The 25,866-nt window shown below is 34.7% G+C and carries 19 protein-coding genes; 9 read left to right on the top strand and 10 right to left on the bottom strand.

Translation table 11 applies throughout. From position 1 onward, the window contains the following. Positions 1-3 precede the first annotated feature (3 nt). The 5 genes from HNS38_RS03990 to HNS38_RS03970 all read right to left on the bottom strand — a co-directional run bounded on the left by HNS38_RS03990 (position 4) and on the right by HNS38_RS03970 (position 5,388). Entirely contained in the window at positions 4-747 is a 744-nt protein-coding gene (locus tag HNS38_RS03990; RefSeq protein ID WP_371742949.1) for an ABC transporter ATP-binding protein, read from the bottom strand. Then, on the bottom strand, positions 719-2,194 hold the full coding sequence (locus HNS38_RS03985) for a DUF5687 family protein (protein ID WP_172282488.1): 1,476 nt from the start codon (positions 2,192-2,194) through the stop codon (positions 719-721). The genes HNS38_RS03990 and HNS38_RS03985 overlap by 29 nt, the downstream gene beginning before the upstream one ends. Before the next feature lie 239 nt (positions 2,195-2,433). Further along, complete coding sequence (locus HNS38_RS03980; RefSeq protein WP_172282490.1) at positions 2,434-3,705, bottom strand: mechanosensitive ion channel family protein; 1,272 nt, start codon at positions 3,703-3,705, stop codon at positions 2,434-2,436. 92 nt (positions 3,706-3,797) lie between these two features. Next, positions 3,798-4,493: a hypothetical protein gene (locus tag HNS38_RS03975; protein WP_172282492.1), complete on the bottom strand. Its 696-nt coding sequence runs from the start codon at positions 4,491-4,493 to the stop codon at positions 3,798-3,800. A gap of 142 nt (positions 4,494-4,635) precedes the next feature. Then, the gene (locus HNS38_RS03970) at positions 4,636-5,388 is read right to left on the bottom strand and encodes a hypothetical protein (protein ID WP_216663630.1); all 753 of its coding nucleotides are present in this window, start codon (positions 5,386-5,388) and stop codon (positions 4,636-4,638) included. Between the two features lie 173 nt (positions 5,389-5,561). On the opposite strand from HNS38_RS03970, the gene serC reads away from it, so the two are divergent. From serC to HNS38_RS03930, 8 genes are all read left to right on the top strand, one after another. Further along, positions 5,562-6,632: a 3-phosphoserine/phosphohydroxythreonine transaminase gene (serC, locus tag HNS38_RS03965; protein WP_172282496.1), complete on the top strand. Its 1,071-nt coding sequence runs from the start codon at positions 5,562-5,564 to the stop codon at positions 6,630-6,632. A 149-nt stretch (positions 6,633-6,781) separates the two neighbouring features. After that, the gene (locus HNS38_RS03960; RefSeq protein ID WP_172282499.1) at positions 6,782-7,702 is read left to right on the top strand and encodes an NAD(P)-dependent oxidoreductase; all 921 of its coding nucleotides are present in this window, start codon (positions 6,782-6,784) and stop codon (positions 7,700-7,702) included. 93 nt (positions 7,703-7,795) lie between these two features. Further along, positions 7,796-8,236: a four helix bundle protein gene (locus HNS38_RS03955; protein WP_172282501.1), complete on the top strand. Its 441-nt coding sequence runs from the start codon at positions 7,796-7,798 to the stop codon at positions 8,234-8,236. A gap of 85 nt (positions 8,237-8,321) precedes the next feature. Continuing rightward, complete coding sequence (locus HNS38_RS03950) at positions 8,322-9,572, top strand: DUF1015 domain-containing protein (protein WP_172282503.1); 1,251 nt, start codon at positions 8,322-8,324, stop codon at positions 9,570-9,572. A gap of 184 nt (positions 9,573-9,756) precedes the next feature. Beyond that, positions 9,757-9,942: a hypothetical protein gene (locus tag HNS38_RS03945; RefSeq protein WP_172282506.1), complete on the top strand. Its 186-nt coding sequence runs from the start codon at positions 9,757-9,759 to the stop codon at positions 9,940-9,942. A gap of 45 nt (positions 9,943-9,987) precedes the next feature. Beyond that, positions 9,988-12,705: a PAS domain S-box protein gene (locus HNS38_RS03940; RefSeq protein WP_371823810.1), complete on the top strand. Its 2,718-nt coding sequence runs from the start codon at positions 9,988-9,990 to the stop codon at positions 12,703-12,705. Between the two features lie 63 nt (positions 12,706-12,768). After that, positions 12,769-14,949 carry an ABC transporter substrate-binding protein gene (locus tag HNS38_RS03935; protein WP_172346010.1) on the top strand — a complete coding sequence of 727 codons (2,181 nt, stop codon included), beginning with the start codon at positions 12,769-12,771 and terminating at the stop codon, positions 14,947-14,949. A gap of 20 nt (positions 14,950-14,969) precedes the next feature. Next, entirely contained in the window at positions 14,970-15,674 is a 705-nt protein-coding gene (locus tag HNS38_RS03930) for a hypothetical protein (protein WP_172283930.1), read from the top strand. A gap of 2 nt (positions 15,675-15,676) precedes the next feature. Here HNS38_RS03930 and HNS38_RS03925 read toward each other — a convergent pair whose 3' ends face one another. The 5 genes from HNS38_RS03925 to HNS38_RS03905 all read right to left on the bottom strand — a co-directional run bounded on the left by HNS38_RS03925 (position 15,677) and on the right by HNS38_RS03905 (position 24,095). Continuing rightward, the gene (locus HNS38_RS03925; RefSeq protein ID WP_172283928.1) at positions 15,677-17,323 is read right to left on the bottom strand and encodes a T9SS type A sorting domain-containing protein; all 1,647 of its coding nucleotides are present in this window, start codon (positions 17,321-17,323) and stop codon (positions 15,677-15,679) included. A 6-nt stretch (positions 17,324-17,329) separates the two neighbouring features. After that, positions 17,330-18,283 carry a hypothetical protein gene (locus HNS38_RS03920; RefSeq protein ID WP_172283925.1) on the bottom strand — a complete coding sequence of 318 codons (954 nt, stop codon included), beginning with the start codon at positions 18,281-18,283 and terminating at the stop codon, positions 17,330-17,332. Further along, positions 18,284-19,144 carry a nuclear transport factor 2 family protein gene (locus HNS38_RS03915; protein WP_216663629.1) on the bottom strand — a complete coding sequence of 287 codons (861 nt, stop codon included), beginning with the start codon at positions 19,142-19,144 and terminating at the stop codon, positions 18,284-18,286. A 65-nt stretch (positions 19,145-19,209) separates the two neighbouring features. Then, positions 19,210-21,723 carry a T9SS type A sorting domain-containing protein gene (locus tag HNS38_RS03910; RefSeq protein WP_172346009.1) on the bottom strand — a complete coding sequence of 838 codons (2,514 nt, stop codon included), beginning with the start codon at positions 21,721-21,723 and terminating at the stop codon, positions 19,210-19,212. 332 nt (positions 21,724-22,055) lie between these two features. Continuing rightward, positions 22,056-24,095 carry a hypothetical protein gene (locus HNS38_RS03905; protein ID WP_172346008.1) on the bottom strand — a complete coding sequence of 680 codons (2,040 nt, stop codon included), beginning with the start codon at positions 24,093-24,095 and terminating at the stop codon, positions 22,056-22,058. 370 nt (positions 24,096-24,465) lie between these two features. On the opposite strand from HNS38_RS03905, the gene HNS38_RS03900 reads away from it, so the two are divergent. After that, a complete protein-coding gene (locus HNS38_RS03900; RefSeq protein ID WP_172346007.1) occupies positions 24,466-25,830 on the top strand; it encodes a sigma-54 dependent transcriptional regulator in 1,365 nt (454 codons plus the stop codon). Positions 25,831-25,866: the final 36 nt, after the last annotated feature.

The following is a 25,866-nucleotide window of genomic DNA, read 5'->3' as shown; positions in this document are numbered from 1 at the left end:
CTCCTACTCCACCGAAAAATAAGACTCTAAATCTTTCAAAGTAGATTCACTGGTTTTAATATCATGAACCAGTTCTCCTTTATCTAAAACTACTATTCTATCACATACTTCGGTCACGTGGTTTAAATCGTGACTAGAAATGAGCATAGTTACTTTCTGGTCTTCTTGCATACTACGTAAAAGCTTTTTCAAACGGATTTGAGTACTAGGGTCCAAATTAGAAAAAGGCTCATCTAGAATCAAAACTTCCGGCTGTGTCATAATAGCTGCGGTGATGCCTATCTTTTTCTGATTTCCTTTGGAGAAATCCCTGATATACTTCTTTTTGCCTAAAACTTCCCCATCGAAAAATGGTTCAAAACCCTTCATGAAATCTTCAATATCTCCTTTGCTCAATCCATTGATAGCACCCACAAACTCAAAATACTCTTCAGCAGTAAGGAAATCGATAAGAAAACCCTCATCTAAATAGGAACCAGTATAAGCTTTCCAATGTTCAGAACCTGCCACACTAGTATCTTTGGAATAAATTTCGCCTGTATGCGCTTTGATTAAATCGAGGATTAATCTAAAAAGGGTAGTTTTACCTGCTCCATTATTACCAACTAAGCCAAAGCTCTCCCCTTTTTTAATTTCTAATTGTGGAATGTTTAAAACAGTTTCACCACTATATTCTTTTGATATTTGTTTAATATTCAACATCACTTGTATTTTTAAATTATTGACGATAACCTTCTGCAATTCCATATCTTTTCTCTTGGAAATGTTTTACAGCTAAGTTGATAAAATATTTATGGAAAATCATTCCTAGAATTCCAAGTAGACTCAAAAACATAACGCCTACTTCGTATCCAAAAAAGGCTTTAATGGGCGCATAAATAAGCATGGGGATAATTAATAAGGGAAGAACAATCAGAAAATTATTGATGCCCACGCCTTGATAGTTCATCATAGCTCCTTTGCTTAAATCCATTCGCTTTTTATTATACGAAGCCGTATATAGCAGCAATAGCGCATTCACGCCAATATTATAAATAAGTGCGGCGATATTTAAATAGAAAATCTCCATTCCGAAATAAATATAGGGGATGGTGAAGAAATATAATACCACAGAAACTATCACCATTAAATAATACTTGGCTTTAAAATAATCATAAAAGCTGGTTTTAGAGCTCAATATGAAATCGAAATGCGCACTTTCCCATGCCATAATATACTGTCCGTAAGCCATTAAAAAACCTCCCGTGATAAATAAACCCACAAACACCAACCAACCCGATTTTGTATTATAAATCTCATTGGGATAAAATATCAAACCATATAATAAAAACATGGGGATAAGGAATAGAACCGTTCTGGAGCGTTTATTTCTAAATAATAAACGAACTTCTTTTAATACCAACTCCCCTACTACTCCAAATTCTTTAAGCTTTACAAAAGAATCGCTTAAGCTATGATCAGATTTTTCTTTTTGTGAAAGATCCTCCACATATATAATGCTTTTAATAAAAAAGATATTATAAAAATACCAGAAAAGAAGAGCCACAACAGGAACAATGATATATAAAGGCTGAACTAAAAGCCCCATAAAAAACCACTCACTTATATTGGAGATAGAAAAAATATCATAGTTATCGAGAAGGAACAAACTGGTAATTATTGCTATTAAAACAAAACCTAACCAAGGCTTCCCCGTACTTTTTCTTTTCAACCAAATCAGCTTAAAATTCAAGGCCCATTCGAAAAATAGTATTCCAAAAAACCAAATCATAGCGGAGGGCATGCCATGAAATTCGGCCACCCATTTTAAAGTAAAGGGCAAGAAAATCAGAACTGGCATCCAGTTGAAAAAGTTAGTCATAGAAGACAGGGTGAGATAAGAAGCTAAGGAGCTGCGTTTCACGGGCAAATGCAAATAGGGTATGGCTTGCATCGCAGGAATGGTTTGCATAAAAAACCGCATCACAAAAACAATCAGGAAGTAATATATTAAACCTCCACTCGCCACTGCTTCGGGGTCTTTGTCTTTTACTACTTCGAGTAAAATCTGATCTAAGAAAATACCTAAGATAACAATATAGGAAAGCAAAATGACTAATAAAAAACCAATAAAGATGTTTAACCCTAGGTTCTTTTGCCAAATACTGCTGCGGCGTGCCGACTTCCATTGATGAAGAATAAACCACTTGAACATAAGCTGATATTTCTTTGTTAATGTTTAAACAAAGCTATAAAAAATTGATTGAAATCAAATTTTATTTTTAGGGTTCTCGATTTACTCTTTTTACCTGAATCACTTGTAATACCAACAGTTTGGATAGATTCTTATTAGCCCTCCTCTATTTGTAGTTCAAAATAGAAGCGATGTATTATTAGCAGATACCATAGCACTAAAACCACAAATAAACTTAGTTTTAAGAATAATAATCAATTCTAATTTTTAAAGACTCCTCTAAAATCAGAACCTGTAGGCTCTTGGAAAACTCTAAGGTCGAATTCTGGGATGGCTGCTAAAATATGATCAAAGATATCTGATTGTATGGCTTCATACTCTACCCAAGATTGTATGCGACTAAACACATAGATTTCCATAGGAATACCTTTTTCCGAAGGATCTAGCTGACGCACGATAAAAGTCATATCATTATGAATCTCAGGTTTATTTCTAAGATAGCGTACTAAATATGCTCTAAATACACCAAGGTTGGTCTGGCGGCGCCCATTTACTTTAACTCCAGAATTAATTTTGGCTTTCGTGTTATACTCCTTCAACTGCTTCTCTGTGCTATCCACATAATCAGCCAAATAGTCATAAGTTTTAAACTTGTCTATCATTTCTTGATCACAAAACTTCACAGTCGTCATGTCAATATTAATGGAACGCTTAATTCTTCTTCCACCAGACTCCTCCATTCCTCGCCAATTTTTCACCGACTCAGAAACCAAAGAATAAGTAGGAACGGTAGAAATGGTTTTATCCCAATTTTGAACTTTAACGGTGGTGAGCGAAATATCAATTACAGTTCCATCGGCATTATGCTTAGGCAGACTAATCCAGTCCCCTTCTTTTACCATATCTAAAGCTGAGAGCTGAATTCCACCCACAAAACCTAGGATGGCATCTTTAAAAATTAATATGATGATGGCAGAAGCCGCTCCCAAACCAGCTAATATAGCTCCTGGTTCTTTACCCAAAAGAAAGGAAATGATAACAATGGTGGTGATGATATAAACTATAATTTTCAAGACCTGAGAAATCCCTTTAATAGGCAATCTTTTATTCTTGGAAAGGAAAGTTACAATATGTGCCAATACTCCAATAATGGAGTTAATGATCATGGCGCTTACTATTGCAAAATAAATATCCAGCATTAAATTAACCACAGAAAGCAAACCTGGAAGATTGGCTAATATATGGTCTACCGAATAATCCATGATAATACCTGGTGCCAAATAACTGGCTTTATGTAATACCTTATGATTCAATAATAAATCATCCCATTGGTTTTTAGTTTTACTGATGGCTTTAATCAATACCACTCTCAATAAAAAGCGAACCAAATAAAAGAAAATCACTGATAGAACAAAGGCTATCAATAGTTCACTATAATTGGCATAAACCTCACTAGTCTCATCGGAGAATCCCAAATAAGAATAGAATTTTGCTAAATACGGATCGAAATAATCATAGAAAGAATACAACATAATGGGTCATTTTTTTGCAAAGCTAATGAAATGTCATAAAAAAAAGCAATCCATATAGAATTGCTTTGATATCATTGCATTTTAAGTCTCAATTACAACCTCTTATAAAACTGTTCTTTAAGACCAAATAATTCTTCTTTGGTAAGACCTTCCTTAAAAATACGAACAGCAAATACCACTTTGCTCGCTCTGTAAAATAAAGAAAGAGCCGCATCATAATTCATCCCAGAATTATTATATTTCATGTCAGTAATGATCTTTTCAAATGGTTCCCAAGTCATATGGTTTGGTATTTCGAAATAAGACATATTCGCATCGAAATTATCTTTATAGCAATCATTTTCTATTGGATCTAAACAAAACTCTTTTTTCACTTGAATAAGAGTAGTGAAAGGACTCACGCTTTTCTTTTTGGCGAACTCAATGCCAGATTCCACATAGGCACTTATCAACTCCGGTATGAAGCTATAGTTTTTTAAATCTTTAATTCTAATGGCAGGGTATTTCTTGTTTTGGTATTCCACATAAGCTATAGCTGAGCTAAATTTAAACTCTACACTTTTTCGAATGTTCTGACTGTGAATAAAAACCTCCTCCGTTAGATATTGTTCCTTAGTGATTAAGAATATTGAATTAGGGTTATAGTTTTGTGGAACAATACCATTATATCCGGGATAGGCATGGGCTGTTTCAAATGCCAAAATATTTTTAGGGTTCTCAAAAAACACCAAATCTTCTTTTTTCATCACTGTGCCCACAGTTTCGATGATTATTTTTTGTTCTTGCATAGTTTTCATTTGTTTTTAGGTGTAAAATTCAGGTAAATGGATGCTTAGTCCAATATTTATTGCGATACTAAATAGGTACTAATCAACATTCTTTCCAAAAATAATGAAATTAGTTCAGAATAAAAAACATTTCGGTTAGCAACTAAAATTCTAAGAAAATTTTAACATTCCCCTGCCCTATCTTGCATTCTTCCTTTTTGAGCAAACGAGTTTGACGGTTAAGACTATATCTTAATTGGGACAGAGTAATTCCAGCTATATGATCTGCTTTTACATATTCCCAACTTAAGACTTCTGTTTTATAATCATAGGGACTCAAGCGGTTGAAAAAGAAGTCTTGGGTGATACCGTAACTTTCTCCTTGCGAGTTAACCATGGTAGCCTTTATCCAAATATTAGCCAAAGCCTGATCACTAATATTCTGCACTTTCATTTCTACATTTACAAAACCCAAACTCTTTTCAACAATTTGAACACTAACTTGAATTTTGGGTGTACTGTCATCTACTTTATTTTTATCCTTTTTAAAGCTGTCTGGAACATAAATGCCGGAAACCAAGCCCTCCGTTTTATCATACATATCGTTGATTTGCTGTAGCTTTAGCTCCATTTTATAGCCATGAATATTATTGGGATAGGTTTTTAAAAAGGTAGTCAACATATCTGAAGCTAAGTCAAGATTCTCTTTATATGGGATGTTCATCAGCATTTCTGCATCCTTCAAAACAGACTCCCCTATGTGATCTGGTGACTCAGTAAGCTCATAAATTCTATGCTCCAACTCTGTCACTCTTGTCATAAGGGCTTTGTTCTCTGCAGCCATTTTCCCACCGCCGCATGAAGCAAAACCAAATAAAATAAATATTGCTAATACCCTTTTTATAAATCGTATCACCATAAGCCCACTTAAATCTCCAATTACGAGTATTCAAAACTAGTTATTTTGAATCAATAAAAAAAACATCAATTTTATTATTTAATTAATGATAAAGCTTATTTTTGAGTCAAATTTGCAATAGACTACTTAAGTAGCAAATAATTAGGAATAAACAATTAAAACATACAGAAATGAAGAAGCATAATTTTTTTGCAGGCCCATCAATCCTGCCTCAATACACTATTGACGAGACCATTAAGGGAATTCAAAATTTTTCAGACACAGGACTTTCTGTTTTAGAAATTTCTCACCGTAGTAAAGAATTTATTGCTGTTGTTGAAGAAGCACAGAATCTTTTTAAAGAATTATTGAAAATTCCTGAAGGCTACTCAGTGTTATTCGTAGGTGGAGGCGCAAGTACTCAGTTTTTAATGGTAGCATATAACTTATTAAATAAGAAAGCTGCTTATTTAAACACTGGAGCTTGGGCATCAAAAGCGCTTAAAGAAGCGAAATTATTTGGGGAGGTTGTTGAAGTAGCTAGTTCTAAAGATAAAAACTTCAACTATATTCCTAGAGGATATGAAATTCCTGCTGATGCTGATTATTTCCATATCACAACCAATAATACCATTTATGGTACAGAAATTAGAGAAGATTTAGATGTAAATGTTCCTTTAATTGCTGATATGTCTTCTGATATTTTTAGCCGTCCGATCGATGTGAGCAAATACGATATGATCTATGGTGGTGCACAGAAAAACTTAGCCCCTTCTGGTGTTACTTTCGTTATCATTAAGAATGATATCTTAGGTAAAGTTGACCGTCCTATCCCAACAATGATGAACTACCAAACTCATATTGATAAAGATTCTATGTTCAATACGCCTCCAGTACTTCCTATCTTTAGCGCATTACAAACTTTACGCTGGTTAAAAGCACAAGGTGGTGTTGAAGGAATGGAAAAAATAAATATCGAAAAAGCAGGTTGGTTATATGATGAAATTGATCGTAACAAATGTTTCAAATCAACAGTTCCAAATAAAGAAGATCGCTCTTTAATGAATATTTGCTTTGTGATGAATGATGGTTACGAAGAGTTTGAAAAAGAATTCCTTGCTTTAGCTACCTCTAAAGGAATGATGGGCCTAAAAGGACACCGTGATGTTGGTGGATTTAGAGCCTCTACTTATAATGCACTTCCAAAAGAAAGCGTAAAAGCTCTTATAGAAGTCATGGCTGAATTCGAAAAAAATCATTAATAAATATTTGCAAACTGTCCTTGAAGTTAGTTTATTAAGAAGACTCAGCGAAATTAATTTTCGTTGTTATTTCTTGCATGAAGCAAGCAAAAAGCATTGACAAATCAATTTACTTACTTTTAGGACAGTTTCAATTTAAATTATACATTATGACAAAAGTATTAGTTGCTACTGAGAAACCTTTTGCACCTGCAGCTGTTTCTCAAATTAAAGATGTTGTTATTAAAGCCGGATACGAATTCGCTTTATTAGAAAAATATGAAGGTCAGGAAGCATTAATTGAAGCAGCTAAAACTGCTGATGCTATGATTATCCGTAGTGATAAAGCTACCAAAGAAGTTTTAGACGCTGCCAAAAACCTAAAAATCATTATTAGAGCTGGTGCTGGATATGACAATATTGACTTGGCAGCTGCAACTGCTAATAACATTGTGGCCATGAACACTCCTGGTCAAAATTCAAATGCAGTAGCTGAATTGGCATTAGGAATGATGGTTTTTCAAGCTAGAGGTCAATATAACGGCAAAGCTGGAACAGAGTTAAAAGGCAAAACTATTGGTATCCATGCTTATGGTAATGTTGGTAGATATGTAGCTAAAATTGCTAAAGGATTTGGAATGACTGTGAAAGCTTTCGATCCATTTGTAAATAAAGTAGATATTGAAAAAGATGGTGTCATTGCTGTTGATACTATGGAGCAATTATATGCGGAGTGTCAATATATCAGTCTTCATATTCCTGCCAATGACAAGACTAAAAAATCAATTAACTTTGAGCTATTAAATAGCATGCCAGAAGGCGCCACTCTTGTGAACACTGCTCGTAAAGAGGTGATTCATGAGGAAGAGTTATTGAAGCTTATGGAAGAAAGAGCTGATTTTACTTATATTTCAGATATCGCTCCTGATTGCAAGGCAGATTTTGAAGCCAAGTATGAAGGAAGATTCTTCTTTACGCCTAAAAAAATGGGTGCTCAAACTGCAGAGGCCAATATTAATGCTGGTGTAGCTGGGGCTAACCAAATTGTAGCGTTTATTGAGAATGGTGATATCACTTTCAAAGTAAATTAATTTAATAATCAGCACTGAGAAGATTTAGGAGAGAAGGGAAATACAAAATCATTTCTAAACCAACTGAAATACACTAATACTAAAATATCTATTATGGAAAATCAGGATTTTACCCCATCATTCTTTCGCTTTGAAGACCTTCGTGTCTATCAAAAGGCTTTAGATTATTATACTTGGGTTCAGATCAATACAGAGATGTTTCCTCATGCCGAATCTAATCCTTTGGTGAAGAGCTTTATCATCGATTCTTTAGAAATACCATCTAAAATTTCGGAAGGCTCCTCAAGAAACAAAACACATTTTGTAAACTGCCTGAAAGATGCAAAAACATCAATCCGACGCTGCGTTGTCTATACTGCTGTTGCATATAAATCGGGATATTTTACAGAAGATGAAGAGCAGAATAGCCGCAATCATTTGATGGAATTAACCAAAATGATTGGTGCACTCATTGGTAGTTTACAAAGAGAAAGAGAACATCATTCTTCCAGTGCTAGAAATTATGAAGCTGGGAACAGCTCCAATGATTATTAAATAAAATAAGTGAGCTGATATGCTCCTGTTTTTAGTCTCTAATAGATTAAGAATAGTAATTTAAAAACTTGAAAAATAAATTATAATGGCTACTATTAAACCATTCAAGGGCTTTCGCCCAACAAAAGATATTGCTCAGCAATTAGCAAGTTTACCATACGATGTGATGAACTCACAAGAAGCTGCTCAAATGGCAGATGGTAATCCATACTCATTATTACACATCACCAGGAGTGAGATTGATTGCCCAGAAGGTATCGATGTTCATGCTGATGAAGTTTATGACAAAGCAGTAGAGAATTATTCTAAATTTAAAGAAAACGGCTGGCTGGTTCAAGATGACAAACCATTATACTATATATATGCGCAAACCATGGAAGGGCGTACACAATATGGTATCGTTGGCGCTGCTTCAGTTGATGATTATTTAAATGGAATCATCAAGAAACACGAATTAACTCGTCCGGACAAGGAAGAAGATAGAATGATTCACGTTCGTATTAATGAAGCCAATATTGAGCCCGTATTCTTTGCTTATCCAGCGGTAGAAGAAATTGATACTATCGTAGCAGATATCGTTAAAAATCAGGAAGCAGATTATGATTTCACTGCTGAAGATGGTTTTGGGCACCATTTCTGGGCTATTACTGACGATGCAATCAATACTAAACTAGAAGAGCTTTTCTCTACTAAAGTTCCTTTTACTTATGTTGCTGATGGTCACCACCGAACAGCTGCTGCTGCTTTAGTGGGTGCTGAGAAAAGAAAAGCATATCCTGATTATACAGGAGAAGAAGAATTCAACTATTTCTTAGCTGTTCATTTCCCAGATAATCAATTAAAAATTATTGATTATAACCGCGTGGTTAAAGATTTAAATGGTCACAGCAAAGATGATTTCTTAAAATTATTAGCTGAGAACTTCGAAGTAAAAGAGGAAGGTGCAGAAATTTATAAGCCTGCAAAATTACATGAATTCAGCATGTATTTAGATGGCAAATGGTATAGCATGACCGCCAAAGAAGGAACTTATGATGATAACGACCCCATTGGCGTCCTTGATGTAACTATCCTTTCCAATTTAGTTTTAGACAAACTATTAGGAATTGAAGACCTTCGTACCAGTAAGAGAATCGATTTCGTTGGTGGAATTAGAGGACTCGGTGAGTTGAGCAAAAGAGTAGACAGTGGTGATCACGAAGTTGCTTTTGCACTTTATGCCGTAAGCATGAAACAATTAATCGATATTGCTGATACTAATAATATCATGCCTCCAAAAACAACTTGGTTTGAGCCAAAACTCAGAAGTGGATTGGTGATTCATGAATTGAAATAAGATCATTCGAAATATTATATCAGAAGCCGTTCTTTTTATAAGGACGGCTTTTTTTGTATTTATCAAGTAGAATGACCAATAAAAACTTCCAATAATATTTCGTATATTTGAGTTAAAAGATTTATCAGCCCGTAACTACTAGGTAAATAAAAACCTATAGGGCAATACTCTGAACTATATAACTATGGAATCTGCCATCATCAAAGTATTACCTATTCCTGCTTTTCTTGTAGAAAGTGACAGTCTACTTATCAAACAAGCTAGTATTGAAGCCTTAACATTCATGCAAATGAACGAAAAGGAACTGAGCACTATGAAGATGTCCAAATTCATAGACCATAAACATATAAAGCCACAAACCCTCGATTAAACAGAACTACATCGTCCTAACAAACCCTCATGCTTTGGAAAACTTATTGTCAAAAATTTAAAAGAAGCCGGCAAAACTTATTTACTCATCACCTTTGAACCAAAATCTTTAGAAAAAAATACTGAATTTAAAAGCCTTTTAAAAGGTACTAAAGATGGTGTTTTAATCGTGAATAAAAATCTCAGAGTAATAGAACTAAACCCTGCATTTTTAGAAATTACAGACTTGACTAGAGAACAAGTCATTGGCAAAAGCGGATTTGTGTTAGCGAAAAAGTTTGGTTCTGTTCAGTCTCTTGGAGCATTACTGAATAATCTAAAAAGGATGTTTCTCGGCCAGAATGTTGCTGAATACGAAATTCCATATAAAAATAAAACTCTTTCCATTTCATCGGGATTAAACTTCAACTCAAACCTATACTACGTAACCATAAGAGATATTAGTGAAACGAGAAAATCACAAACGGCATTAAAAGACAGTGAAAACTTATACCGTACACTTTTCAACTCCTCTAAGGATGCCATCATGACTATTGATGTAGAAACAATGAGGTTTAGCTCAGGGAATATGGCGATTTTGAAAATGTTTGGATTAAATAATCTAAATGATTTTTTAAATAAAAACCCTTGGGAAATCTCACCAAAAAAGCAAAAGGATGGTTCTGATTCCAAAGAGAAAGCTTTAAAAAACATCGATATCGCCTTGAAAGAGGGTTTCACTCAATTTGAATGGGAACATATTAGAGATAATGGTGAGGTATTTCCTGTTGTTGTTACTTTATCAAATATCATAACCGAAGACAAAACCATCATACAAGCCATAGTTAGAGACCTCTCGAAAGAAAAACTTCATGAAAAAGCTATTTATGAGAGTGAGGAAAAATATAAGTTTCTTGCTAAATCAACCTTTGAGGGCATATTAGTTCACAAAGATGGAGTTATAATAGATGCCAATGAATCTTTTTATAAAATGCTCGGATATAATGCTAATGAATCTGTAGGAAAACTGATATCTAATTATATTCCATATGAACAAGACAAGAAGTTAGTCTACTCCAAAATAAAGCAAAAACAAGTAAACCCATATACCATAACAATAAAGAAAAAGGATGGAACTTTTTTTCTTGCCGAAATAGAAGCCAAAGACGTTAGGCATAACGGAGAAAAAGTTAGAATAGCTGCCGTTAGAGATGTAACTGAAAAGCATGAACTTCAAAAGACTTTAGAAGTGAGTGAAGAAATTTACAGAACTGTTTTTGAAAATACGGGAACCGCAACTTGCATTATCAATAACGAAGGTGTCATAACACTTGCCAACACAAAATTCTCAGTACTTTCCGGGCTTCCCTTAATTGAAATTATCAATAAAAAAAAATGGTCTGATTTTGTGCATTCTGAAGATTCAGAAATGATGCAAAACCAACACCATCTAAGAAGAAATGCTAAAAACAAAGCACAATCTCAATATGAATTTCGTTTTGTAGATCACCATAAAAACATAAAGAATATACTCGTTGTGGTGGATATGATACCTGACAGCACTAATAGTGTAACTTCCTTATTGGACATAACAAATTTAAAACAAGCCGAAGAATTATTAAAGGAAAACGAAGAGAAACTAATCACTCAAAATCTTGAACTTAAATTAGCCAAGCAAGAAGCTGACAATAACCAATCGAACCTTGAATTGTTCATTAAAAAATCACCTATTCCAATGGTGATAACCGATTTTAACGAAAAAGTAGAGTATGTCAACGACAAATTCATTCAGATATTTGGATACACTATAAAAGACCTACCTTCAGCACAGAAATGGTGGGAATTAGCCTACCCAAACCTTGAATACAGACTTTATGTTCAAGAATCTATGAACCTAGCTATTCAAAAAGCAATTGATACCAAATCGGACATAGAAATGCAAAAATGGCATATCTACACTAAAAATAGAAAGAAGAAAACTTGTGAGTTTTATATGGTACCCATTGAGAACCGTTTTTTAATTGTAATAAAGGATATTACAAAAGAAATCCAAAACCAAAAAGAGCTTATAAAGGCAAAAGAAAAAGCGGAGGAGTCTGACCGTTTGAAATCTTCATTTTTGGCCAATATGAGCCATGAGATTAGGACCCCAATGAATGGTATCTTAGGTTTTACGGAGTTATTAAAAGAGCCAGATTTAACTGGCGATGAGCAAAAGATGTATATCGATATTATAAAGAGAAGTGGTGACAGAATGTTGGATACCGTTAATGATCTTATTGATATATCGAAAATAGAAACAGGACAAATGCTTACAGTCAAATCTGAAGTAAATATTAATGATGAAATGGATGTCCTTTATAGTTTCTTTAAACCAGAAGTCGAAAACAAAGGACTCAAGTTAGAATGGCTATACCAAGTCCCTGAAGATGTAAACATCATTCAAACCGATAAACATAAACTCCATTCCATATTGACTAATCTGATAAAAAACGCCATAAAATATTCTGACGTAGGAGAGATTGAAATAGGCTGCTATAAAGAACAACAGTTTTTAGAGTTTTATGTAAAAGATGAAGGAATAGGGATTCCTAAAAATAGAATTGAAGCCATATTTCAAAGATTCGAACAAGTTGATGTTCTAGATGCTCGAGCTTTTGAAGGATCGGGATTGGGATTAGCTATTTGTAAAGCTTATGCAGAAATGTTAGGAGGTAGTATTTGGGTTGATTCTACTCTTGGAGTAGGGTCTGTATTTTATTTTAATATACCTATTTTGAAATAAACCCCTAATACTCTATACCGCTTAAAAAGCTTAATAGAGTGAAAATAAACAAGGCAAATAAGTATGAAAGCAAATACAAAAATATGGTTTCTGACCCTTTTACTTCTAGTAAGTAATTTAGGTGCTTTTTCTGCTCCTATTCAAACACTAGACAGCATACAACTTAAATTAAAATGGAAACACCAATTCCAGTTTGCAGGATACTATGCAGCCATTGAAAAAGGTTATTATAAAAATAATGGCTTATTTGTTGAGATCATTGAAGCCGAACATGATGACGAGCCTATTTCTTCTGTATTAAATGGTGAGGCACAATATGGAATAGCCTCTTCAGACATCATTTTAGCAAGAAACTCAGGATTTCCAGTGGTTCTATTAGCTAATATTTTTCAACATTCGCCACATATATTTTTAAGCCTTAAAAAAGATGGAAATGATAATATCCATGATTTGGCAGGGAAAACTATCATGCTCGAAAATCAAACAGCCGAGCTTTTGGCTTATCTAGCTATGGAGCAAATTCCTTTAGATGATTTGTCTTTTATTAATCATACATTTTCACCACAATCACTCATCAACCAAGAGGCTGACGCCATGTCGGCATATTCCACCGATGAACCTTTTCTTTTGATTGAATCCGGAGTGGAATACAATATATTCAATCCCAGAGCAAGTGGAATAGATTTTTATGGGGATAACTTATTTACAACTGATGATGAGATCCAAAACCATCCACAAAGAGTAAAAGCATTTTTAGAAGCATCTTTAAAAGGTTGGGATTATGCCCTAAAAAACCAAGATGCCCTCATCAATATCATTCTCGAACATTATAGTACCCGTCATAGTAAAGCACACCTTGAGTATGAAGCACAACAAACCAATAGATTAATTATGCCCAATGTGATAGAGATTGGTTATATCAATAAAGATCGATGGAGAAGAATTGGGGAAATATATTCTGAATTGGGAATGTTACCTCGAGAATTTTCAATGGAGGGTTTAATTTATGAAAGAAATCCACAACCAAGTAATAAAAAAGCATATATCATATTTGGAATCATTATCTCTTTTACAATAATCATTTCTTTTATTGCCATTAGATTCTATTCTCTTTCAAAAAAATTGAAAGATGAAAGTGAAAATAGAAAGCAAAAAGAAAAGCTCATCTCTGGTTTAGAGGAAAGGTATCGCAATTTAGCTGAGAACGCCCCATTCCCGATTATTATATCCTCCTCAGAAGACAATAAAATTCTATATTTAAATCCTCGAGCTTGTGAAAAATTTGAAATCACATCCCATTTAGCACTGAAAAAGCCGTCATCGATGTTATATGTAGAACCAGAAAAGAGGAATCAACTAATAAGCCAATTGAATAAACATGGCTTTGTAAAGAATACAGAATTTAAATTAAAAACGGCTGGAGGAAAAGAATTCTGGTCTCTAATATCCTCAAACTTCATTTCCTTCGATGGTCACCCAGCACTATTCTCTGCCATAATGGACATTACTGATAGCAAAGAACTTGAGGACAAATTAATCATTGCCAACCAAGATAAAGATCAGCTATTCTCCATTATTGCTCATGACTTAAGAGGTCCTCTTGGAACTCTCGATTCCTTATTAGAATTATTAGTTAATGAGGATGAAAACATTCCTCAAGAGGAACAGCAAGAAATTTTACTTAGACTGAAAGAAACATTAAAAAATACTTTTGAATTATTGGAAAACCTCTTAATGTGGTCTTTATCCCAAAAAAATGACATCTCTTTTCATCCAAAAGAAAATAGTATTTCTGAAATCATTCAATCTAACCTATTATTATTTAAGGAAAGTGCCCGGATTAAGAAAATTAAAATGGTCAACAAATGTGAGAACGATATCACAGCAAAATTTGACAAAGAAATGATTAATTTGGTTATTAGGAACCTGATTAATAATGCCATAAAATACACCCAAGAGGAAGGCGAAATATCAATTTTATCCAAAATAGACAATCACGAACTCATTATTGAAATTAAAGATAGTGGTATTGGTATAGAACAAGATAAGCTAAAACAGCTTTTCCGCGTAAATACACAAAATATTAGCACCAATGGTACAAGAGGCGAAAGAGGAAGTGGCCTGGGACTATATCTATGCTATGATTTCATAAAAAAACATGGTGGGAGTTTAGAGGTAGAGAGCGAAGTAGGAAAAGGAAGTTTATTTATTATTAAAATCCCCTCTCCTAATACAATTCAATAAGAACAAGCTAGACTGTAATAATGAGCTATTCACTACTACAAAAATATTTAGAAGATAATTTTAAGAAAAATGATTTTGGGAAATCACTATCATTATCCCAATTTAATAGCAAATTTATAAAATTAGAAACTTGTGAAAACCATTCTATCATTTCTGTTTCCTTCCCAGGTTATAAATCTAAATTTAAAGGATCAAAAATAATCTACGATTACAGAATTGATTTGGATAGAAAGGGAAAAGAGACCTCTTTATCACATTCGAATATCTTAGTTGATATTTATAATAAAATCCTCCATGGAAAGATAGATGCAGAGAAACTTAGTGATGTTTTAATGGAACTGAGTCAAACAGGAAGGATAGAAATTAAAAAGGTCAAAACTCTTCTGAACTATAGGCCTACTCCTCCCACTCCTCAACTCCTAAAACTCGTAAAACAATATCATGGCTCAAAGTATTATAATGAATTGGGAAACAAAATAGATTTAGATCTCGAAGAGCTCCTCTATTCTATTAAATGGATAGTGATACAAGAAGATATTAATTACCCCATTAGCCAAGGCTTTGAAGGTAGAAGGATGTGTTTCTCCAGATATCTAGAGTGTATCCATCTTACTCAAGAACAAAATTCCCATACTTTTGAGGAGCTTATAAAAAGGACATTAAGCCATAAGAGACCAAAACCATGGAGCGAAATGGATTATAGTTTTAAAGAGAAGATAAAGTAAAACTAGTTCTTTAAAAATCGTATCGTTTGACTTGACTTGCTATTAGTGGCTTTAATGAAATACACTCCATTCATGAGATGGTCAGTAGGTATAACTTGACTATTTCCATTCTGCATGGTCTCATTCACAAGCGACCCTTTTATATCATAAAGCTGAATGCTCAAATCTCTATAATCTTCTTTAAAATACAAAGTCACCGATTCTTGTGCTGGATTAGGAAAAAGACTAAAAAGATCTGTTTGAATGAGATCCTTTTCATCTAGGCCTAAATAGGTCCCTGACATTTTCTCTATCCCAGAATTTAAAGGATCTAACCAAGGCATTAATTGCTCATCATCTGCTGTTCCATTATCTTCCCAATGCACACTTATTTTTCCATAAAAATCAGGACCCGTTAAATTAGAACAAGCAGCTTGCCCTCCTGTTAAAGTTCCAATTAAATATCCATTTTGATCAAAAATGGGGGAACCAGAAGAACCTCCTTCTGTAACACCATGACCACTTTCTGTTTCAGCCCAAACCACTTGCCAATAAGCATTTGTAATTCCTGACGAACTATAACTTGCACTAACTAAAGGTTCTTCATAAATAGAAATCTTTTTAATGTCACCATCAGGATGATGAATGGTATAGCCTGAATTACTTCCCAAACCATCTCTATTCCATCCTATAAAAAAAGGATTATAATCTAATGGGATATCTTGAGTAATCTTCACCAAAAAGAAATCGGAACCAAGGATGTCTGCATTAGAACTCGCTGCAATTTTTTCACAACCTTCAACACTTTGATGCTCCGGCTCTTCATCAGGAAATTCACAAGTTAAACTCTGGTAATGGAAATAAAAGATCCATTGTTCCATATCTTCATCGGAAGAGGCTTTACCACAATGATCAGCAGTAATGATATAAGGCGTTCTGTCTTCGCTGGTATTATTAATTAATGAACCGGTACACCATAATCCAGCAGATCCTTTTTTAATGAGGATACGAACCACGGCATCTCGTTGATCTTTTTTACCATTGCCTTCTGGACAATTTACATTCACTTCACAATCACCAGAACCTCCATAACCTTTCTCTTCATCAACTTCTCTAACTCCTCTATAAGCATGTAATATTTCGTTTACAGTAAAATGTGACTGCCCTACTTTATTCTTTGGTTCAAAATATTCGATAATAACCTCTTCGCCATAAAGAAATTCAGTGGCTAAAATTTTATTTTCTTTATTATTCAAATGATTGAAAGAACCAATATATTGCTGATGGTCTGGAGAATAAATAAAAAGCTCCCCTCCTTCTGGAATGAATAGATTATTGAAATATACACCAATACCTAAAGCCCCTTTTGATTTAATGCTTAATTGGTATATTCTGTCTCCATTTGGAAGATTGTTTATCTGCCAATCATCACTAGTTAAAGAAATATTTAGAGGAAGGAAACGAGCAAATTCAAGCCCTGAACAATCTTTTCCTTCGTCAAAGTTTAATCTTATTAAAGCACTAGCATCCGGCATCACCGCAATTGGCGTTTCGAGTTGATGGGTAAAGGAGTAAGGTTGGCCTCCATGGCTAACTTGCGCAAAGCCACCATTAAAAACTGACAAACTCAAAATGGCTAAAAAGCCTAGATAGGACTTTATATATTTCATAATTCCTTATTTTACTATTAATGTAAATTCGTAGATTCCACTCTTGCCATCATCATTATCGCTCACACAGAGTAAATCATATAGCTGATGTTCTTGGTTTTTAACACAAACAGATTCTAGTTTTGTTTTTATAAACAATTCATTTTCTTTAACGGGCCATGATTTTATCTGATTAAGTGCATTCACCCCTTGCAGTGGAATCATTCCAATAAAACTCCCTAACACTTCCCCGTCGTGGTATACATCTAAAGTAGACTCAACTGAGGAAGTAAATATTAAAAACTTCTCATCAGGTGAAATACATGCACCTGAAAATCCACTCATATATTCCTCAATCATTGGTAATTGAAAATGATATATTTCCACCAGAGGCAAATCCCCTCCATATAAATAACTTAGAAAATCTGGTTTCGAAATACGAAATATATCATTATGGTCACCGATATTTCCACGTTGCAATAAATAGAAATAATTTGAACAAGAGGTTAAACCTTCGATATTTATACTTGACAGGCTATCATAATTCCCAAGTTGAATAAATACATCAAATAAGGGGCGAATAGATTTTTTAGACATGAGCATTCTTGTTTTCTTATTAAAAACAAATGCGGTATCTCTGCTTATCTCTTTACTTCCACTACCTAGAACAATAATCTCATCTCCAGAAATATCCATACTCTCAAAATCGGCTTTTAAGGATTTCAAGATTCTTCCATCAACCTTATTATTGATTTTAGAAAGGGTATATTGATTTACTACTTCTAATTTATTATTAACTTCAAATAATGGTGCTACATCATCTCCTACCAACCATATGTGGCTCTCATCGCATATGACACCCGATGCGGAAGGAATAGTTTCTATGATTACAGAAGATCTCATAAACAAACCCTCCTCAATAGGATTGGAGCATGAACTAATGAGAAGTAAAAGGACGACAAAGCGGTAAAAATAAGTCATTTAATCGTTATTTAGGATTTTTATGTATGCATTAATTTTACTATTGGGAACTAAGACAGTAAGACTATAGAATTTAATTTTCCAGCCATCAGATTGTTTTTCCATCACACCACTTCCTCTGCACAAACCCATCCAAGTATCCAACTTTTCATCGAACCAAGCATAATGCCCATAATCACCCAAGTGAACATTTCTACTTTTATTTTTAAAACTCCAAGCAGCACCACGTCTAAAATGTGGCATTGCAAAATCTTTAAAACCTTGTAAGCTCCAGACTTCCTTAGGATCCGTACCTAAATAAAAACTGCCACTACTAAAATAATCAAAATAAGTAGAATCACCAACAGCTGCCAACCCATGCCATTCATCTAAAGTATTATTAATTAAACTAATCTCTGTTTTTCTGGGTTCGATGGATTTACAGGTATTATAAATAGTCTCTGTATAGGCAATAATTCTCCATCTCCCCTTTTGTTGAAAAAGCTGGTAATAATCGGTCCCACATTTCTTCACTCCATTGGTATCAAAGGCTGTATAATAACCATAAACACTAGCAAAAGAAGAGCGCACATCTACCTGAGGAACAAACTCATATCGCTTTGAAACCCAGTTTTTATTGGCCAATTCATTTGGTGTAATCTGTGTTAATTGCAGATCAGCTTTCAAATGTTGTATTCTACTGAGTTGGGCATTATCCATTAAATATAAATCTATTTCAATGAGATTTTTATTATTGACATGTGCATTGAAGTCTTCGATAATCCTCAGCACATTTTGCTCAATGGTTGGTTCTTGAAAACTCTGCGCCCAAGAAAATTGGCAAGCAAATAAGAAAATCAAAATGGTAAATTTATTCATCATGGTTCTTTTTTGTCGATTCACAAATATATTAATTAATCATTTTGCAGTCCAATAATAAACAAGAACTACTCAATAATCAGTTTTCGACTACTAACTTGTTCATTCATTGTTAGCTCAAATAGGTAAACGCCACTACTTAGACCAATATTATTAGTATTAAATATTTTTTTTGAGGATTCTAAGACACTAGAATATACTAGCTGTCCACTCATATTATAGATTTTGAAATAATTATCTGTATTAAAATCCGCTATAGAAATTTGAAAATCTTGATGAATAGGGTTAGGAAAAACCTGCCATTCGAAATCAGAGGAGCCTAATTCAATTTCATCAAGCCCAACTGATAATTCTATTCTATACATGGAGCGCCCATAAGTTGCTGCCGCTATAGTTCCGGAAGCAAAATCTAGAGCCAAATCTGTTACAGCAACCAAGGGTAAACCCTCAGCGAAAACATGCCACTCCTCCGAATCTTCATTTTGATAAAAGACACCAACATCGGTAGCTACAATCAATCTGTCAATACTGCCCTTCCAAATCACCATATCATTTACTGGTGCATTAGGTAATCCTTCTGAAATAGCTTCCCAGCTTGCTCCAAAATCTTCAGTCTTATAAACATGTGCCAAGTATTCATTCTCTCTGAATCCTGAGAGACAGACATAAGCAATATTAGAAAATTCCGGATCTGCCACAACTCTACTAATCCATCGCTGTGGCAAATCATCACTTATTTTAGTCCAAAGGTTACCATTATCCAGGGTTACCCAAACATTAGCATCATCAGTACCCGCATATACAATATTGGTATCAACTGGTGAAACGGCCAAAGTAGTAATGGTTCCGTATTTTTGATTTCCACTTCCTTCCCCATTGGAAAGTTCCCCAGAAAACAATTGCCAATTTTGAGCTCTATTGGTTGATTTGTATACTCTATTAGCACCATAATATAATGAGGATGGATTTTGAGGATTCATCACCACTGGTGTATTCCAGTTTTTTCTATCTGAACTGCTTATCCCTTCGATAGCCGAGTAAAAGGAGTTGCCAAAATTTGTAGAACGAGCTAAATTTCCATATTGATATTCAGCATAAACATATTTATTATCCTCTGGATCGATCAGGCAATAAAAGCCATCCCCTCCATAGACTCTATTCCAATTATCAATGGCTCCATTATAAGTTCTATTGGTTCCATTATCTTGGGCTCCTCCATATAATCGTTGCGGTTCAAGAGCATCAATGGCTGTGGTGTAAAATTGTGTGATAGGTAAATTCTCATGATGAATCATATTATTTCCACCATCATCTGATTTATATAAGCCACCATCATTCCCCAAGTATACCAAGTTAGAATTTGTTGGAGATATCGCAATTTCATGCTGATCTACGTGAACATCATTGGTAATATCAAACCAAGTACTTCCCCCATTTTCTGTTTTGTATAAATAGAATCCAATGGCATACACAATATCTGCATCTTGAGGATCTACTTTTAACCTTCCGAACCACCAACCATAACTAGCGTATAGATCAGTCATATTTCCATCATTGGTTTGAGACCAAGAATCGCCACCATTTTCAGTTTTATACATTCCCTCAAAATATCCAGGACTATCCGCATAAATCGCATATAAGATATCCGGTTCACTTTGTGAAATTCCGATTCCGATTCTACCCACATTAATTCCTGAAGGCAATCCACTGTCTAATTCTTCCCAGTTCTCTCCGCCATCTTCACTTTTGTAAATCCCACAGCCTTCACCTCCATAAGTATAAAACTCCAATCTTCTAACGCGCTCCCAAGTAGCAGCATATATAATATCAGGATTAGTCGGGTGTATAGCTAAATCGATAGCTCCAGTGGAATCATTAATAAACAAAACCTTCTCCCAATTAGCCCCTCCATCAGTGGTTTTAAAAACGCCTCGCTCTGCATTGTTCTCGAACAAATAACCCATAGCAGCCACATAAGCCGTATTTGGATCATTTGGGGAAACCACTACTCGTCCAACCGATCCTATCTCATCTAAACCAATATGCGACCAAGAATCTCCTCCGTCAGCACTTTTATACATGCCATTACCATCGTAAGCTAAAGAACCTCCTCCAGGATTGGCCTCGCCAGTTCCTACATAAATCACATCTGGATTTGAAGGTGCTAAAGCAATATCACCAATGGACAAGCTCAAACTCTCATCGAAAATAGGATTAAAGGACAAGCCTGCATTATTAGATTTAAAGACTCCTCCGCTGGCTGCACCAATATAAATAACATCCTCATCTAATGGATTTATTTCTACATCCGTTAATCGACCACCCACATTTACCGGGCCTGCCAATTCCCATGTCCCCAAACTCTTGGTGGGATTCTTATGCATCGATGAACTTTGCTTCAAAGCGGCCTGATAAGCATCTCTATTGATGTCGCCACTAGGGAAAGCCCTTTGCTGATAAAACCAATCTATAGGTTTATATTCCATTTGCTTTTGAGAACTCTTTTCAAATTCTTCAAAAGATTTCCATAAGAAAACAGAAGCTGAAACTAAAATTAAGGAAATTAAAATCTTGTATCGCATGATAGTCTATGTTTAGAGCTCAAATTTAGTCAAAAAAACCGCCACAAAAAAAAGGGTAATCTTCAAATAGAAGACCACCCTATATTATTTATCAATAGCGTCCTAATAATTACAAAAGACTCCTCGCTACGCATCGGAGTGACAACTGTTTTGCTAAGGAAACTGGAAGAATGGGTTTGATTTTGCCATTGAAAAAATAAAGCCCATTCTTCCAAGGTGTCATATTCTAATACATTGTCCTTCTTAACGAAATGCAATGAAGTGAAGAATCTTTTTATAATATGAAACTTATTTTGAACAGTATTGATTATCTATACCTAAAACTAGATATTTTACTTTAAAAACTCTAAAGCTCCACGAGATGCTTTTAACAAAGGCTTAGTAGATAATTCTTTTCCCACTGCATTTTCCATCCAGTATTTTGGCGTTAAACGACCGACCGAATAAATCCTATTGATTTCGTCTGCGAATACCTTTCCTTCTATTTGCTGCTCAATTTGGAAATCGATTAACTGACCAATTGGATAAGCCGAAAGATAAAGAGGATTGTCTATCATGTGGGAATAGATAGCCAGGATTGGCTCATCTTTTACTCCAAATTTTTCAGCAAAGTATTTATTCCACACCTCTTTTGCAATATCAATAACTGCAACTTTTAGTTCTGCTGCTGTTGCATTTGGATTGGCATACATCCATTCCCAAACAGCCATATCTACTAAAGAAACACCCATAATTTCATAGCAGCTCCATAAATTAGCCAATGCCATATAATGCACTTTTGCAGCATTCTTTTCTTCCAATCCAAGCAATTCTAAATCGCGCTTTTGAAAGATAAAAGCTAAAGCCTCAGTAAAAGCTGTATTTGGTACGCCACGCAACATATAATAATCCACATCGTGTAGTGTGATGGTTTGCTCTACATTATGACCAAACTCATGAACCGCAATATTATAACCTTTATAGTTCATTCCTTCGGCACCAATTCTGGTTCTTAATCTGGCTTTCTCTGCTTTCATTTCTGCTCCCCATGCATGTCCTGCTCCTCTAGAACCATCCACTTGAATCTTTGAGGCTAAGAAATTGGCTTGCTCCTCAGAGAATTTCAAATCTTGCAACATACGAGGCATATCAGCTTCAAAAGCCTTAGGGTTTGTATATTTTTCTTGGGTAATCTCATTTAATTCAGCTTCGCTTAATGAGCTTTGCGCCTTAAATCCATTATACCAAATATCGTAAGGACGCAAATCACGGCCCAATTGCTTCTTAATCAATTTGGCTAAATCTTTCACTTCTTCGGAGGATACTAAATCAATAAAGATGCGCTCCACTTCTTCCTGAGGAATTTCCATGTTTCCAGAAAAACGACGCTCCACATAAGTTGGATAAGCCGGGTAATATTCATCTAAAGCTTTTGTCGTTAAAAAGTTGTTTAGCAATTGCTGATAACGAGTATCTGGTTCTGACTCAGAAGTCACATTTTTACCTTTCTTCGATATTGTATTATTAATGATGTCCCAATCATATTCAGGAGAGTTAATTACAGCTTGAGGAATACTTTGGTCAATGATTCTTTTCATCACCAAATAGATCATTTCTTGTTTATACTGACCATTTTCAGTACTATAATTAGATTTTAACTCATCGCGAAGATTCCAATGGGTGATTAATTTCATATCCTCAGGAAAGTGTTTTTTTCCATCCTTACCTATAACATGACCCATGAAAATATTATACTCAGAAATATAAGCATCTGATGTAGTAGCCGCATTAGAACGTGCTTGTAATAAAGAAGCTGGAATACGCGAAGTGAATACATCACCCATTCTAGCATAAGCCCAATCTAAACTATCCCAATCTTTTCCCAAATCGTTTTTCTCGTCTAAACTCAATTCTGGGAAATTTAAAGCAGTAACAAATGCTATTTTATTGGCAAATAAATCTTCAGCCAAATGTGCTTGGGGATTATAAGCGGCAAACATCATATCCACATCGGTCAACTCCCCAATATCCATGTGATTGGGCTCGTTTAACTCTAATTGCAACTTGAGTAGATTTCCCCACAATACTTCATAATGTCTATCGAAACGTAAAAATAATTGTTTACGCTCCTCAGGATTGGCTACATAATTTTCCTCACAGAAGGATTGAAACTCTTCAGCACTCCCATCACTTTCTCTCCAAAGCCTGGCCACTTGTACTACGCCTTTTTTGAGTAGAAAGGCATCTGCATTTGACTGTTTTTCCTGAATTGATTTAATCACAGATTCTATCTTTCCGTTAGAAATTGTTGATTTTTTATTTCCTGCATGGCTAAAGTTAACGAGGAATAAACCCGTCAATACTAGCAAAATAAGAGCTGTTTTTTGTTGCATTTTATTTGATTTTGAACAACAAAATTAGTTTTTTTTTCATGCTAAAAAGAGAATTTTGAGCAATTCGATAATACGTAATCATTCCAAATTACTAAAATCACTATTTACTGACTTACGGCACACTACAACACCAAACATGTAACCTTAAGCTTTTATAATTTTCATTTCTGCTTAATGGATTATTGGATATCAACAAAAAATCAATTAATAGGTTATAGCAAAAACCATGTTCAAAGATTACTTAAGGCCAAAGCATTCATCATTTTAAAAGTTCAACATCTCAAAATAACTGTAAAATATTTTTACACTCTAGTCTAGCCTATTTCTCAAATGTGTATTTTTGTATGGATACATTAACAACCCATTCATTATGCCACAGAAAATTCTAATCATTGATGACAACAGAGGCGTGAGAGAGTCCCTAGAAATGCTATTACTCACTGAGTTTGACGATGTATATACGCTCAGCAATCCCAACACATTAATCTCTACTATTAAACAAAATCAGATTGACGTGGTGCTCTTGGATATGAATTTTAAAACGGGAATCAATTCTGGAAATGAAGGATTATTTTGGTTGAAGGAAATTCAAAAATTGGATCCTAGTATTTCTGTGATATTAATTACTGCTTATGGCGATGTGGAACTAGCAGTAAAAGCAGTAAAGGTTGGCGCATTCGACTTTATCCTAAAACCTTGGGACAATAACAAACTATTGAGCACCATTGATGCCAGTCTCAAACTCAGAAAAACAAAATTGGAGAATGTCAATCTTCAAAAAACCACTCACCTTTTAAAAAATGAATTGAATGCCAATTCTTATTCCATCATTGGTCAATCGGATAGCATAAAATCAGTGATGAGCATGATAGAAAAGGTAGCCAAAACCGATGCCAATATTTTTATCACTGGAGAAAATGGAACAGGTAAAGAACTGGTGGCTCGAGAAATCCATCGCCTATCCAAACGCAAAGATGAGATTTTAGTGACTGTGGATATGGGAGCCGTAAGTGAATCTTTATTTGAGAGCGAACTTTTTGGATATAAAAAAGGCGCTTTTACAGATGCCAAAGAAGACCGAAGTGGAAAGTTTGAAGCCGCACAAAGAGGAAGTCTATTTTTAGATGAAATAGGGAATCTATCATTGGCTATGCAAGCAAAAATACTTACTGCACTTCAAAATAGAACCATCACTAAAATCGGAAGTCATCAAGCCATTCCAATTGACATTAGATTGATTTCTGCCACCAATAAAGACATTAATAAGATGGTGGAGGATGGTGAATTTAGAGAAGATCTTCTATACAGAATTAACACGATAAATATTGAGCTTCCTCCTTTGAGGGAAAGAGGCAATGACGCCATCCTACTCGCTCATTTCTACCTCAATAAATATGCTCAAAAATATGGCAAGCCTGCTTTTAGCCTAAGTGATAAAGCAGAGAAAAAACTACTGAGCTATAATTGGCCCGGAAATGTGAGAGAGCTACAACATTGTATGGAGAAAGTAGTTATCCTAGCCGAAAAGTCGAAGCTGGACGAGTTTAGCTTCAGTCTTAATGAGGAGCAAGAAACTAATTCTGGAGGATTCCAGATGGGAACTCTTGAGGAGATGGAAAAGAAAATGATAAAGGCAAGTCTAAAGAAAGCCAAAGGAAATATGAGCATGGTAGCCAAGAACTTGGGAATTACTAGACCTACTTTGTATAGTAAATTGAAGAAATACGGCTTATAGAAGATTCCACGCAAAGCGCGCAAAAGAAAATTCCAC

The organism is Lentimicrobium sp. L6, assembly GCF_013166655.1.
Classification (GTDB): domain Bacteria; phylum Bacteroidota; class Bacteroidia; order Bacteroidales; family UBA12170; genus UBA12170.
Note: the sequence above shows the minus strand (reverse complement) of the source record. Positions and strands in the feature narration are given on the sequence as shown.